We start from the raw sequence: 14,109 nt of genomic DNA, 5'->3' as shown, positions 1-14,109 counted from the left end.
GTATACAGTTTATTGCAGTTCGGTGCATTCAAAGCCCTGGCTTTTTACGGTGGCAATGATCTCTGCTGCACAAAGTGCATTGGAAACCACCCGTAGTACGCAATCCACATCCTGCAGGTCGATAGTTGTTTTTGTTATTTTGTTGTCTGCATTCAAAATGCCTTCGATATATAATTTGTCAGCCTCCGTCTGGATGTTGGTCTTAAAGATCCATATATCATTTATATTCATAGCAGCGGTTTTTGATGGATGAAATATTATGGTGTAAGCGCTTTTATTACCAGTTCAAATGCTTCGTCCATTGCTTTTTTAGAGAATTTGAACGGGCGGCCACCGATACTTTTACCTTCACTGTGAAAACGTAACAGCGTGTACAAGGGACCGTAAGCAATGCTCCAGAATATATCGTGCGGAATAGGAACGAGTTCTTTCCTGGCAACCGCTTTGGTAAAAAATGCTGTCATCATCTCTTTAAAATCCTTTACACTTTCCTGCAGTATATATTCGCCGTAGTTGGAATGCCTGATGATCTCGTAACAAGCTACTTCTTCAGGGAATTTCAGTGCATGCCTGGACCTGTTCTCCCATTGTTTTCTCAAACCATCCCTGAAAGACATATCCGGGGAAAAATCTTTCAGTGTTTCACAGAAAAAACTGGTGCCGATCTCCACGCCGAGTTTTTTGATCATATCATCCTTATCCTGGTAGTAGATATAAAGTGTAGCAACCGATATGCCGCATTCCTTTGCAAGTTTGTTCATACTGAATCCTTCAAAGCCGGATTTTACCAGCATGTGGATGGCTTTTTGCTTTACCAGTTCTTCCTTATCAGCATTTCTTGTACGCATGAATATCCTTATTGAAATACAAATATAAGTGAATGTTCGCTTACTTATGAAATATTTTTCTGACCACTCCTAAAATAAAGAAGGCTGCCCGGTGAGGGCAGCCTTCTAATCAACTGATATACTTTCTTTTACTTCCAGCCACCGCCCAGTCCGCGGTAAATATTTACTACTGCATTCAGCTGGTCTTTTTTTGTTTCTACTAATTCCAGCCTGGCTTCCAGTGCGTCCCTTTGTGTCATCAACACTTCCAGGTAATCGGCACGGGCATTTTTAAACAGGTCGTTCGAGATGTCGATTGACCTGGTCAACGCATCCACCTGTTTGGACTTCAGGTCATAACTTTTACCCAGGTTATCAATTTTGGATAACTGAACCGCCACTTCCATATAACCATTTAAAATACTTCTTTCATAATTATACATGGCCTGCAGCTGCCTTGCGTTGGCGCTGTAGAATTCTGCTTTGATGGCATTGCGGTTGATCAACGGGCCTGCAAAATCTCCCGCCAGTGAATACAATAATGATTCAGGGAATTTTACAAGATAGGTTGGTTTGAATGCCTGGAAACCCAATGCTGCGGATATGCCCAGCGATGGATAAAATTCCGCACGGGCAACTTTCACATCCAGTTTGGCTGCGGTAAGATCCAGTTCTGCCTGCCTGATATCGGGCCTGTTTGCCAATAATTGCGAAGGAATACCGGTGCTTACAACTGCTGGCACCAGGCTGCTGAAATTATTTTTACTGCGTACTACCGGTGTCGGGTACCTGCCGGTTAAAAAATTGATCTTTAATTCTGTTTCTTTTATCTGCTGCGCAATATCAAACTCCATGCTTTGCGATTTCAATACCTCCGCTTCAAATTTTTGCACGGCCAGTTCCGTTACCCTTGCTGCTTCTTTCTGTATCTTCACGATCTCCAGCGCATTTTTTTGCAAACTGATATTCTGCTGTACGATCTCCAGCTGGTTATCCAGCGCAAGTAATTCGTAATAGGAGTTGGCTATTTCTGCCACCAAATTGGTAAGCATGAAATTCTTTCCTTCCACTGTAGACAGATAACGAGTGATAGCCGCTTGTTTTGCAGTGCGCAGTTTTTTCCAGATATCCACTTCCCAGTTGGCATACAAACCTGCGGTGATATCTGTCAGAGGATCCGGTACTTCTTTACCCGGTTCAATCTCAGTAGACGCATCACCTGCACCCTGGCTGGTATAGCGCCCTACTTTTTCAACGCCAACACCCAGCCTTGCTGCTACAGAAGGTTGCAGGGGCGCCTGTTTAAGTCGTATCTCATTCTTTGCAATTTCAATTTCCTGCAAAGTGATGTTCAGCTCCTGGTTGTGCAGCAATGCAGTGTCTATCAGGTTTACCAGGTTGGGATCTGTAAAAAATGTTTTCCAACTGGTTGCTGCGCTGTTGGTACTGTCTGTGCTGGTATTATAAGCAGCAGGTGTTGTTTTGTTTTCTGTTTGCTGCACTACTGCAGGCACTTTACAACTGGCTGCTGCAAGGCATACAACTAAAGTTGCTATGCAGATTTTTATATTGATTTTATTCATTGTCGTTGTCCTCCATTTTTTCGTAGTGGTTATCAATAGCCTCACTTAAAGGGTTTTCTTCTTCATCTTTAATGAGGATCTTTCTTTCTGATATTTTCGCGAAAATGTAATACAGTCCCGGTATAATGATCACCCCGAACACGGTACCGAAGATCATACCACCGGCTGCAGCTGTACCAATAGTGCGGTTGCCCACACGGCCCGGACCGGTTGCAAATACCAGCGGTATCAATCCTGCAATAAATGCAAAGGAGGTCATCAAAATAGGCCGGAACCTGGCCGTTGCGCCATCAATAGCCGATCTTAGAACGGAACGGCCCGAACGATGTGCCTGTACTGCAAATTCCACGATCAGTACGGCATTTTTTCCTAACAAACCGATCAGCATTACCATCGCTACCTGTGCGTAGATATTATTTTCCAGCCCCAATGTTTTCAATAATACAAATGCACCGAATACCCCCGCAGGTAAAGAAAGAATTACTGACATTGGCAACAGGAAGCTTTCATATTGTGCCGCAAGGATCAGGTACACAAAACCCAGGCAGATAAGGAAAATGTAGATCGCTTCGTTACCACGGCCCACCTCATCTGCTGAGATACCAGCCCAGTCGATACCAAATCCTCTTGGCAAACTTTTCTGCGCCACTTCTTTGATGGCAGTAATTGCAGCGCCACTACTGTAGCCGTTACCGTTAGCACCACTGATCTCTGATGAATTGTACATATTGTGACGTGTGATCTCCGAAAGTCCATATACTTTTTCCATCGTCATAAAAGCAGAGTAGGGAACCATTTCATCCTTATCATTCTTTACATACAGTTTTAAAATGTCCTCCGGTAAGGCACGGTATTGTGGCAATGCCTGCACCATTACTTTATACTGGTGATCGTACTTGATAAAATTGGTTTCGTAATCACTACCGATCAGGGTAGATAAAGTGCTCATGGCATTATCGATGGTAACGCCTTTTTGCTGCGCCACTGCGTTGTCGATGTGCAACATGTATTGCGGAAAGCTGGCGCTGTAGAATGTAAATACAGAAGATAATTCAGGACGTTTGCTGAGCTCTGCCACAAAATCTTTACTCACTGTTTCCATTTTTTTATAGTCGCCCGATCCTGCTTTATCCAGCAAGCGCAATTCAAAGCCACCTGCAGCGCCATAACCCGGTACAGCTGGCGGCTGGAAATATTCAATCGTTGCGCCGGTGATATCTTTTGCTTTTTCTTCCAGCTCATCCATGATCTTGCTGTACAGAATGCTTCCGGTCTTCCCAGCTTTTAAGGTTGATCAGGCAGGTACCGGAGTTAGATCCTGTACCTTCTGTAAGGATTTCGTATCCCGCCAGGGAAGAAACAGATTGAACGCCCTCAATACCTTCGGCAATTTTCTGTAATCTTTCTGCAACCTGGTTGGTCCTTTCCAGGGAAGAACCAGGCGGTGTTTGAATAACAGCGTAAAACATACCCTGGTCTTCATTGGGAATAAAACCAGATGGAACACTGGCACTGAGGAAATAAGTACCGATACAAAATGCAATGAGCATTCCAAAAGTGATGACCCTGCGGTTTACGATGGCGCCCAGTAGCTTTTTATACCGGCCGGTAAGCCTGCCAAACCAGTTGTTAAAACCATCCAGGCCCTTACTTAGAATATTTTTCTTTTTCTTACCATGATTGTTTTTAAGCATGATCGCACACAGGGCAGGCGTGAGCGTTAGTGCCACTACGCCAGACAAAATGATGGAAGTTGCCATGGTGATAGAGAACTGGCGGTAGAAGATACCTACCGGGCCCGACATGAAGGCTACCGGTATAAACACCGCGGCCATTACAAAGGTGATGGCAATGATCGCACCACTGATCTCATGCATGGCTTCTTCAGTAGCCAGTAAGGGCGAAAGGCCCTTGCTTTCCATTTTGGCATGCACGGCTTCAATAACAACAATGGCGTTATCCACTACAATACCGATGGCCAATACCAGCGCAAATAAAGTGATGAGGTTAAGTGTAATACCAAAGAACTGCATGAAAACGAAAGTACCCACCAACGATACCGGAACGGCGATAGCGGGAATAAGCGTGGAGCGCCAGTCGCCCAGGAAGATGAACACTACTAAACCTACGAGTATGAAAGCTTCCACTAAAGTATGCACTACTTTTTCAATAGAAGCATCCAGGAATTTCGATACGTCGTAACTGATCTCATAGTTCATTCCTTCGGGGAAACTTACTTTCAGTTCTGCCAGTTTTGCCTTTACATCTTTAATAACCTGCGTGGCATTACTTCCGTAAGATTGCTTTAAAACGATCGCTGCAGATGATTTGCCGTTCAGGTTAGAATAGATATCATACATGGAGCTTCCCATTTCACAATCCGCTACATCTTTCAAACGCAATTGCTCTCCTTCCTTGGTGGATTTTAAAATGATATTCTCATAGCCTTCTTTATCGGTGAACCTGCCGGGGTATTTCAATACATATTCAAATGCTTCCGATCTTTTACCTGAGCTTTCACCGGTTTTACCAGGTGATGCTTCCAGGCTTTGTTCTTCCAGTGCCTTGATCACTTCATCAGCAGAAATTTTATAAGCCATCATACGGTCCGGTTTTAACCAGATACGCATGGCATATTCACGGTTACCCAATATATCCGCAAAGCCCACACCATTCACACGCTTTAATTCTGCCAGTAAATTAATATCGGCATAGTTGAACAGGAACTTCTGGTCCATTTTAGGATCGTTACTAAAAAGGTTAATGTACAACAGCATGTTGGATTCTTCCCTGGTGATCTTAACACCTTCACGAACCACGATAGGCGGGAGCTTATTAACGACAGAGGCTACACGATTTTGCACCTGCACCGCTGCTACGTTTGGGTCGGTACCTAAATTAAATACCACCTGTATAGAAGCTTCTCCATCATTACCGGCATCGGATGCCATGTATTTCATACCAGGGATACCGTTGATGGCTCTTTCAAGCGGGATCAATACGGCTTTGGTCATCAATTCACCGTTGGCACCGGGATAGTCGGCAGTAACGTTTACTTTAGGAGGAGAGATAGAAGGGAACTGGGTAACCGGTAAAGAGGTCATGGCCAGTACGCCCATTAAAACAATAATGAGCGAGATTACAATTGACAGGACAGGCCTGTGTATAAATTTATTAAACATTGATGGTTGTTTTTGTTGAGGCCTATTCTGCTTTTAAACGCAGGTTGAATATCACCTGGTGCGGATCTGTAAATACGGGTTGGATCTTACTGTCATCTTTCACACTCTGTACACCTTCCAGTAAGATATGATCATCTTCAGAAAGTCCGCCGCTCACCACATACAGATCGGGCATCTCGCCAGCAATGCTGATGTTCCTCGATTTTGCCACGCCGTTCTTATCTATCACAAAAACATAAATTTTATCCTGTATCTCGTAGGTTGCTTTTTGAGGGATGACCAGCGCATCATGCAACGGAATGATCATTTGCACTTTGCCGGTTTCACCATGCTTTAGTAATGCCTGCGGATTAGGGAATTTTGCCCTGAAAGCGATGTTGCCCGTTTCGTTGTCAAATTCACTTTCGATGGTTTCCACAATACCTTTACTGGCAAACAACTGGTTGTTGGCCATCACCAGGCCTACAGTGGTGGCGCCTTTACTTTTTTGCTGGGCTTTATATTCCAGGTATTCAGGTTCAGAAACATTATAGTAGGCAAACATCTGCGAGTTATCAGATAAGGTGGTGAGCAACTGGCTTTCATCCACCAGGCTGCCTTGTTTTAAAGGCAGCCGGTCAATGGTGCCATCAAAAGGCGCTTTTATTTCGGTAAAGGATAAGTGTAGTTTTGCTAATCCTACTTCTGCATTCGCTTCGTCGAGTTTAGCCTTTGCCATAGCAAGTTCATTTTTACTCACTACATTTTTATCTGCTAAAACTTTGGTATTGTCCAGTTCAATTTCGGCCTGCTTTGCTTCGGCCTGTGCTTTCAGCAATTCGGCTTCGTAAATTTTGGGCATGATACGGAAGAGCAGTTGCCCCGCTCTTACAAACTGTCCTTCATCTACATAGATATTTTCTAAAAAGCCTTTTTCTTGGGCTCTTATTTCGATGTTACGCACGGATTTTATTTGTGCAACATAATCTTTGGTAAAAGAGGTGTCAACTTTTAAGGGAGATGTTACGGCATATTTAGCAGCCTCTTCCTTTTCTTCTTTTTTGCCTTTGCAGCCGGTATAACAGAAAGCAGCGCAAAGACCAATGAGCATTACAATTTTGTTCATGTTACTAAATGAATGATTAGAAAATGGGTTCGAGAGAATATGAATGAACAGGTTGCTCTTGCAGCCTGGTGGTTTTATTAAATGGTATTATCGTTGGATGAAGCGAATAGCAGCTCAGATCCTGAGTACCCGCTGGGTAATGTATTTGCAGGAACCGGAATAAAGCACCGGCCTGGAAAATGAGGTAAAGCCAGGGTCGAAAAGCTGGCGGTGACTTAAAACAAACGCATAATAAAATGCGAGATAATAATGGTATCCTGTAGACTCATGGTTAACGTCATCCTGGTCGTCTTCTTCAATGCAAAAAAGATCATCATCCTGTGCTTCCTCAAAAGCAGCTGGCTGAACTGTAGTAGCAGTAGCGCCTAAAACGGGTTGCTTTTTTTCGGCATTGATGATGTGCAGTGCATTCAATAAAAAGCTGTTGCCAGCCGGGTAGGCATGGCCGAGTTTGCCGGGCAGGGTACAAAGCAGAAAAAAAGCTAATGTAAATAAGGGCTTCATTTAACAGCGGATGATATTAAACCGGGCCTAAAACTATAAATTTTACGGCGGGGAGATGGTTTTTGAATGTGAAATAACAATTGAAAAACATTTGATATGCCATTGTACAGCCAGAAGAATAAAAGAGCTGCTTTTTTATGCCAATTAAATAAATTAGTTTATTTTATAATTTGTTTAGAAAAATGAATTCCGAATGATTCCGGGTGGGCTATAAACGGAATTGAAGGGTCTTTTAAACCCGCTATCCATTCATCAAGGTGGGTTGATACAACTCTGCGGGTTTATAAAATACCGTGTTTATACTGTTGCAAAATCGGGTGTGGGTTTAGATATTTGATATGACTCCAAATTTCAGCTATCTGTTATTGCTGAAAATGATTTGCGGAACTGGTAGGCTGATCAAAAGAATTCTGTCGCAACAGCATCTATTACCAACGATATAAAAAGCCGGTATGACCAAAAAACCTCCATTCAGAAAACTAAGGGGATACGCATTTGACCCCAGTTTATCATTAACAATGGACACTGCTTCCATTAATGATATCGTGTATAAAATTCCGTGGGAAAAACTGGAACCCGGCCCAAGCGGGGAATATGTTGAAGTGATAGACTTTGATCCTACTGTAAATAAATTTTATAAACCGGTAAACCTGGATGATACATTTGTGCTGGTTCAGGATGGACTGGACCCCAGCGAGGGTGATCCCTGCTTTCATCAACAAATGGTGTATGCGGTATCCATGCTTACTATTAAGAATTTTGAAAGAGCACTTGGAAGAAAAATACTCTGGTCTTTTCAGCGGGTGCTGGATGAAAGATATGAATTGTATGTACCCAAGCTGCGCATCTATCCCCATGCCTTACGCGAAGCTAATGCCTATTACAGTCCGGTTAAAAAAGCCTTGCTGTTCGGTTATTTTTCAGCAGCGCCTATTGATGAAACACTCAATATGCCCGACAGCCTGGTATTCACCTGCCTGAGCCATGATATTATTGCGCATGAGACCACGCACGCTATACTGGATGGGATGCACGGCAATTTTAATGAGGCCACCAACCCGGATATGCTTGCTTTTCATGAAGCCTTTGCTGACATTGTTGCCCTGTTCCAGCATTTTACTTTTCCGCAGGTGCTGGAACACCAGATAGCAAAAACAAGAGGTGACCTGAGTACACAAAACCTACTGGGCCAGTTAGCACAACAATTTGGCACTGCAATCGGCAGCTATGGCAGTTTAAGGGATGCCATAGGGAAAAAAGACGAGGTAACAGGCGCCTGGACGCCTATTAAGCCTGACCCTGATGATTACAGGAATGTAAAGGAGCCACACGAAAGAGGCTCTATACTTGTTGCAGCAGTTTTTGAAGCATTCATCAGTATTTACAAAAGCAGGATCGGCGACCTGATGCGTATTGCGTCTGACGGTACCGGTGTGTTGAGGCAGGGTGATCTTCATCCTGACCTGGTTAAACGGCTTGCAACAGAAGCTTCAAAGGCAGCAGGCCATGTTCTGAACATGTGTATCCGTGCACTTGATTATTGTCCACCCGTCGATCTGAGTTTTGGAGATTACCTGCGTGCGATTGTTACTGCCGACCTGGATCTTGTAGCAGAAGATTCCCGAGATTACAGGCTTGCATTTATTGACGCTTTCAGAAGAAGAGGTATTTATCCTGAAGGGATTAAAACACTCAGCGTGGAAAGTTTAAGATTTCCATTGTTGAATATCGGATTTACAGGAGAACCGGGGCAGGAAAAAGATAAGAACATTGCAGCCAGTTACCGGTCGGGAACGGACACCCAGCAATTGTTAGGAATCATCATTAGTTTTTTACGTGATTATGGAAATGCTATTAAATATGTGAGTGACCGGGAAGAGATATCCAAGATCACCCGTAAATATATAGGAGGAAGTAAGAAGGATGATATTGAAGGTTTGCATACCAGGGTAAAAAAGAAGTTCGAGGATTCTGTAGAGTTTGGAAAGCTTACAGGGTTGGTGTTTACAAATGATGCATATAAACTGGGTATCAGGAAATCTGTTCGGTATAATGGGCCTGCATTCCAGATACTGAATTTACGGCTGGTTTCAAGGGTTGGCCCGGATGGCAACCAGATCAATGAAGTGATATTCTCAATTTTTCAAAAAAGCGGGATATTATTTGCTGATGGCGTTTTTAAAGATTTTTTTGTGCCAGATCCGTCATTCGATATTCATAATCCCGGCAAATTGCCGCCGCCGGTCCCCGAAAATGGTTTTGAGTTCAAAGGCGGCTGTACATTGATCTTTGATCTTGATGCGCAAAAATTGAAATATGCGATCGGTAAATCACTTGTAGATATGGACGAGATGAATGTAAACAACAAACTGCAGATAAATATGAAAAGAGTGGAAATGCAGTACAGGATGCAAAACAATGCAGATGATCAGCCCGGCAACGAATTTGCATTGTATTTTGGCGCAAAAGGAAATAAGATGGCTGAACCTTTTGCATTTCTTCACCAGCATTAAAAGTTTTTTATGGCAACAACTAAAAAAGCTGTAACTAAAAAGATTGCAACCAAAAAGACAGCAAGTAAAAAAAGCGCGGCTAAAAAAACTGTTTCGAAAAAAGCCGGCAGCAGCGCAGGTGGTGCTATTAATAATGTCAAGATAAGGATGTATTGCCTTGGTACTGGGGATTGCTTTATTGTTAAATACTGCCACAATGATGCGGAGGTATTTACAATGATGATCGATTGCGGCAGTTGCCAGGGCACACCGGCAGATTTTCAACCTTATGTGGATCACCTGGCAAAATATGTGAAAAATAAAGTGGACCTGCTGGTGATCACGCATGAACACAATGATCATGTAAACGGATTTGCAAAATGCGCTGCCACTTTCAATAATTTCACTATCGGGGAAGCATGGTTTGCATGGACAGAAGACCCGAAGGATCCTACAGGAGCGGCAAAGGAGCTGCAAACAAAAAGATCCAAAATGAAAAAAGCTTTAGGTATGGCCATCAACTCGATCAAGGCTGGTAATAAGGCGCTTGCAGATCAACCGCAGAATGATTATTACAGCCGTGTGTTACAGGATAATAACAAATTTTTTCTGAACGGGCTGGATACCTTAGCGGAGATCAACCTGTCTGCTGCCGAAGATACCGGTAAATCCTTGCCGGGCATGGTAAAGATCAAAGACATCCTTAAACAAAAAGGTACCAAGGTCAAATATCTTAACCCGGGCGAAACAGTAACTATTGCAAAAGCAACCGGTATCAAATTTCATATTCTTGGCCCCCCGATGAACAGGGAATATATTTTTAAAGATGGTAAGGAAGGCGTTGATGTGTTCAATAAAAAACTATCACTGAATGAGAGCGCACTTGCGGCCAGTGCCTTTCTTAATATTGGTTCTTCTTCTGTAAATGATCTTCCTTTTACAGCTTCTTTTGTAATGCCTGAAAAAGATAATGCAACGGCGCAGGAAATAACGGTTACCCGTGATAGTTATAATGCTGCAGATGCTTCCTGGCGTAAGATCGATAACGACTGGCTTAACAGCGCCGGCTCGCTGGCCCTGCGGCTGAACAGTCATATCAATAATACCAGCCTTGCAATGGCTATTGAATTCGATCATACAAAAAAAGTACTGCTTTTTCCGGGTGATGCTGAATATGGCAGTTGGGAAAGCTGGCATGATATGGCAAAATGGAAGCCTAAAAAAGCAGGTGATAAGCATTTTGTAGAAGACCTGCTGAACCGTACAGTATTCTATAAGGTAGGGCATCATCTGAGTTATAATGGTACTGCTTTGCAAAAAGGTATTATGATGATGGAACATCCTGACCTGGCTGCCATTGCAACACTCGACCGGCACAGGATCGCCAAAGGATGGAAAAGCACTATGCCGAATAAATTCCTGCTGCAGGAACTGATCAAAAGATGCCAGGGCAAATTATTCATCATGGATGAATTCGAGATCACCAACGGGCCTTCAAAAACGCTGGACCCTGCTTCATTAGGTAAAAAGCTGTATGAAACAGAAATGTTAACCGGTAAGAAAAAGCCGGTTTTTATTCAATACAATTGTAAAATATAGGCAGATATGAAAAAGATGGTATTGTTCCTGGGTGCTGGTATGTCGGCAAGTTTCGGGTATCCGTTAACGTCAAGCATATTGCCATCGATCATAAAGCGGATAAAAGACGGATCGCTTTTTGATCATAACGGGGCCAGTGACAAAGTAGCCAATATGTACCGGCAACTGCTTAAAAACCTGGTGATCGCATTATCGCCTGGTATGCGGGCGCACTTTGATGAGAAGGCTGTTGAAAAACCTGCTATACCGCTGGTAACGGAATTATTATCGCAGCTTGAATATATGATCTCTTCGGGTCATTCTTTAATGGACTGGAATTTTGACCTGGATGAGATAAAACTGCAACCGGAGAAATTAACGGACCGGTGGAGCCTGGAATCTTTGAAGACATTGTTTGACTGGGCAATCATCAGTATCATCAATGATCATGAACCCTTGCCAAGTAAAAGCATAGAAAAATACCTGGAATGGATCAAGCGATCTAATAAAGAGAGAAAACATTTTGTATCAATTGTCTCTTCTAATTACGACGTGTCTTTTGAGTCTTCATTACTCACAAAGGAACAGGTATGGGATGCGGATAAATTTGTAGATTATGGTGTAAGCTGGAGAGATCCTGTGCTGAATGAAGCGGTTGTTTATGACAGACCTAAAGATCCATTGTACCGGATATTTAAATTGCATGGCTCAACAGACTGGTTAAAATGCCGGCGTTGTGGTTTCCTGTATATCAATCCCACGAACGATATTTATGACCTGACATTTAGTAATAACAAAATACCTGATAATACTTGTCATTGTGGATATTGGCCTTTACAGCCGGTACTGGTAACAATGTCGTTCAACCGCAAAATGGATGAACCTAACCTGCATGAAATCTGGAGGAATTGTTTTGAAGAATTGCGAAGCGCTGATGAATGGATCATTGTTGGTTATTCATTGCCTGCAGAGGATTTTGACATCCGTTCGATGTTCCTTAGAGCATTGGCTGCTAAAGACAAATGGCCTAAGATAACTGTTGTGCAGTTAAGTGAAAGCAGCAAACCACGGTATGACAGCTTTTTGGGAATCAAGCAATACAATTTTAAATGTGGTGGGTTTGATAAGTATGCAGATGAATTTCTTGCCGAGCTGAGTAAATGATCGTATGGGTAAGTTGTTTAAAAAAAATAACCCGGTTGCTCATTGGTGATAAAATAAAAAGGACAAATTGCTTATGGTCAATTTGTCCTTTTTTGTTGGGTTACCAGGATTCGAACCTAGACAGACAGAATCAAAATCTGTAGTGCTACCGTTACACCATAACCCAATCAGAATTAAGCAAGATGCTCAATCGGGGTGCAAAAATAAGGTTTTGGGCCTTTTCAGCCAAAGGATTTTCAGGTTATTTGCTTTAAAAACAGGAAAAACAGCAGGGTAATTAAGGCATTGCTTAAAATATTCACAGCATCGTTGGTGCACCAGGTATAGCCGCCTATCTTTTTTGCACCGGGCGGGGCATCGTCGGCAGGATTTCCTTCAGGATCAAGGTATTTTACCTGCAGCCAGCTGCCTAAAATACTGTCTGTCAGCATGCCGGTAAAGCCCGTAACCAGGATGGCAATAAAAACGGGAAAGGAAAGCGTATAGGCAAAAGCCGCTGCAAATGCTATTACCGCGGCGCCTGCCAGTCCGGCCAAAGTACCGGCAGCAGAAATACCGCCCGATACGCCCGGCGGCAATGCCTTCATTGAAATGATATCGTAGGTTCTTTGTTTGAGATAAAAGCCTATTTCGGAACTGCTGCTGTCGGCCATGCTGATGCTGAACGATACCACGGCAGTAAGCAGGTAAGCGGTTTGATCAGTAAGGCCAAACAGGATCATGAAGATGATACCGATAATGCCATTGGCAAAAACCTGGAGTGCATTTCTTCCTTCTTTTTCTTTTTGTGGTTGATTGAGTTTGGATAAAAGACTGCCACTGATCAAAAAAATGCCCGGTACTATAAATGCTTTATAGCCTCCTGTAACATAAAATAACAATGCCATCCAGCAGGCTGCTGCTGCACCGGCACCGGTAAGCCATTTTTTATATACGGCTGCAAAAGCAACAGCGGCAAACAGCACTGCCGATAATAACAACCATTGCAGCTGGCTGTTGTTCAAATCGATGATGAGCAAAGCCCATATGGCAGTAAACAAAGGCACGGTGAAATTATCGCTGCCGCGGTAACTGAATAATTCTGTAAGTGCGGGTAGCAATGATAAAGCGAGACAGAGCAAAATGCCGTGTAAAGAAAAGCCATTGAAGAAAAACAGCGAAATGATCAGCGCACTGGTATAAAATGCAGCAAAACCTATCCATGATTTTTGTTCAAACAGGAAAACAGTTTTTCTTTTACTGAAGTATTCACCGCAAATGCCCGCCATTGCATCACTAATGCCGAGTATTAAAACAGCATATACAACAATGTGCAGCGGAACAGCATCTGCAAATAATAATATAGCAAATGCCAGTGGAAAAAGCGCAATGCCATAAGTCTTTTGCTCATTGGCTTTCATCCAGTCTTTTTGAACAGGCCATAATAAAATAAAGAACATGGCCAGGAAAATATAAGCCGGCAGCAGCCTGTTCTCAAATTGCTGTATGGCATAAGCACAGGTGCCTACTGCCACAATATGCAATAATTTTCTGCCAAAAAATTTACTTACCAGTTTGTTATTTATAGAAAGCGTAACACATAGTATGGCAACTGCAATGGTGGTAATTGCGATCAATGTGTTGAACAGGTCGTGCTGCGATAAATGCATTATATTGTATAATATTAAGCTGTAA

9 protein-coding genes, 1 tRNA gene and 1 pseudogene are annotated in these 14,109 nt (G+C 42.9%); 3 read left to right on the top strand and 8 right to left on the bottom strand.

Annotated features, from left to right (window positions below; genetic code table 11):
* Positions 1-9: 9 nt before the first annotated feature.
* From QM738_RS17105 to QM738_RS17080, 6 genes and pseudogenes are all read right to left on the bottom strand, one after another.
* The gene (locus QM738_RS17105; protein ID WP_462277943.1) at positions 10-231 is read right to left on the bottom strand and encodes a hypothetical protein; all 222 of its coding nucleotides are present in this window, start codon (positions 229-231) and stop codon (positions 10-12) included.
* A gap of 26 nt (positions 232-257) precedes the next feature.
* Positions 258-848: a TetR/AcrR family transcriptional regulator gene (locus tag QM738_RS17100; protein ID WP_462277942.1), complete on the bottom strand. Its 591-nt coding sequence runs from the start codon at positions 846-848 to the stop codon at positions 258-260.
* 128 nt (positions 849-976) lie between these two features.
* Positions 977-2,410 carry a TolC family protein gene (locus tag QM738_RS17095; protein ID WP_462277941.1) on the bottom strand — a complete coding sequence of 478 codons (1,434 nt, stop codon included), beginning with the start codon at positions 2,408-2,410 and terminating at the stop codon, positions 977-979.
* A pseudogene (locus QM738_RS17090) lies at positions 2,403-5,592 on the bottom strand (efflux RND transporter permease subunit). The gene QM738_RS17095 and the pseudogene QM738_RS17090 overlap by 8 nt, the downstream one beginning before the upstream one ends.
* Before the next feature lie 22 nt (positions 5,593-5,614).
* A complete protein-coding gene (locus QM738_RS17085) occupies positions 5,615-6,697 on the bottom strand; it encodes an efflux RND transporter periplasmic adaptor subunit (RefSeq protein ID WP_462277940.1) in 1,083 nt (360 codons plus the stop codon).
* Between the two features lie 114 nt (positions 6,698-6,811).
* Positions 6,812-7,201, bottom strand: coding sequence for a hypothetical protein (locus QM738_RS17080; RefSeq protein ID WP_462277939.1), 390 nt, complete (start codon positions 7,199-7,201; stop codon positions 6,812-6,814).
* A gap of 452 nt (positions 7,202-7,653) precedes the next feature.
* Between QM738_RS17080 and QM738_RS17075 the strand changes: the two genes are divergently transcribed.
* Genes QM738_RS17075 through QM738_RS17065 form a run of 3 tightly spaced genes read left to right on the top strand, consistent with a single transcriptional unit; the run spans position 7,654 to position 12,435 of the window.
* Positions 7,654-9,714, top strand: coding sequence for a hypothetical protein (locus tag QM738_RS17075; RefSeq protein ID WP_462277938.1), 2,061 nt, complete (start codon positions 7,654-7,656; stop codon positions 9,712-9,714).
* 9 nt (positions 9,715-9,723) lie between these two features.
* Positions 9,724-11,292, top strand: a complete 1,569-nt coding sequence (locus QM738_RS17070; protein WP_462277937.1) for an MBL fold metallo-hydrolase — start codon at positions 9,724-9,726, stop codon at positions 11,290-11,292.
* Positions 11,293-11,298: 6 nt separating this feature from the next.
* Entirely contained in the window at positions 11,299-12,435 is a 1,137-nt protein-coding gene (locus QM738_RS17065) for an SIR2 family protein (protein WP_462277936.1), read from the top strand.
* Between the two features lie 95 nt (positions 12,436-12,530).
* On the opposite strand, the gene QM738_RS17060 is transcribed toward QM738_RS17065, so the two are convergent.
* Both QM738_RS17060 and QM738_RS17055 read right to left on the bottom strand, forming a co-directional pair.
* A tRNA-Gln gene (locus QM738_RS17060) sits at positions 12,531-12,601 on the bottom strand.
* Between the two features lie 70 nt (positions 12,602-12,671).
* Positions 12,672-14,084 (bottom strand): DUF92 domain-containing protein, encoded by a 1,413-nt coding sequence (locus QM738_RS17055; RefSeq protein ID WP_462277935.1) that lies wholly within the window; start codon positions 14,082-14,084, stop codon positions 12,672-12,674.
* Between the last annotated feature and the right edge of the window lie 25 nt (positions 14,085-14,109).

Source organism: Ferruginibacter sp. (assembly GCF_049840995.1).
Classification (GTDB): domain Bacteria; phylum Bacteroidota; class Bacteroidia; order Chitinophagales; family Chitinophagaceae; genus Ferruginibacter.
The sequence above is the reverse complement of the archived record's forward strand: the minus strand, read 5'-3'. Positions and strand labels throughout refer to the sequence as shown.

What these genes read in the sequence shown, in the direction of transcription:
- QM738_RS17105 (WP_462277943.1), bottom strand. Translation starts at nt 231, where the DNA reads ATGAATATAAATGATATATGGATCTTTAAGACCAACATCCAGACGGAG.
- QM738_RS17100 (WP_462277942.1), bottom strand. Translation starts at nt 848, where the DNA reads ATGCGTACAAGAAATGCTGATAAGGAAGAACTGGTAAAGCAAAAAGCC.
- QM738_RS17095 (WP_462277941.1), bottom strand. Translation starts at nt 2,410, where the DNA reads ATGAATAAAATCAATATAAAAATCTGCATAGCAACTTTAGTTGTATGC.
- QM738_RS17085 (WP_462277940.1), bottom strand. Translation starts at nt 6,697, where the DNA reads ATGAACAAAATTGTAATGCTCATTGGTCTTTGCGCTGCTTTCTGTTAT.
- QM738_RS17080 (WP_462277939.1), bottom strand. Translation starts at nt 7,201, where the DNA reads ATGAAGCCCTTATTTACATTAGCTTTTTTTCTGCTTTGTACCCTGCCC.
- QM738_RS17075 (WP_462277938.1), top strand. Translation starts at nt 7,654, where the DNA reads ATGACCAAAAAACCTCCATTCAGAAAACTAAGGGGATACGCATTTGAC.
- QM738_RS17070 (WP_462277937.1), top strand. Translation starts at nt 9,724, where the DNA reads ATGGCAACAACTAAAAAAGCTGTAACTAAAAAGATTGCAACCAAAAAG.
- QM738_RS17065 (WP_462277936.1), top strand. Translation starts at nt 11,299, where the DNA reads ATGAAAAAGATGGTATTGTTCCTGGGTGCTGGTATGTCGGCAAGTTTC.
- QM738_RS17055 (WP_462277935.1), bottom strand. Translation starts at nt 14,084, where the DNA reads ATGCATTTATCGCAGCACGACCTGTTCAACACATTGATCGCAATTACC.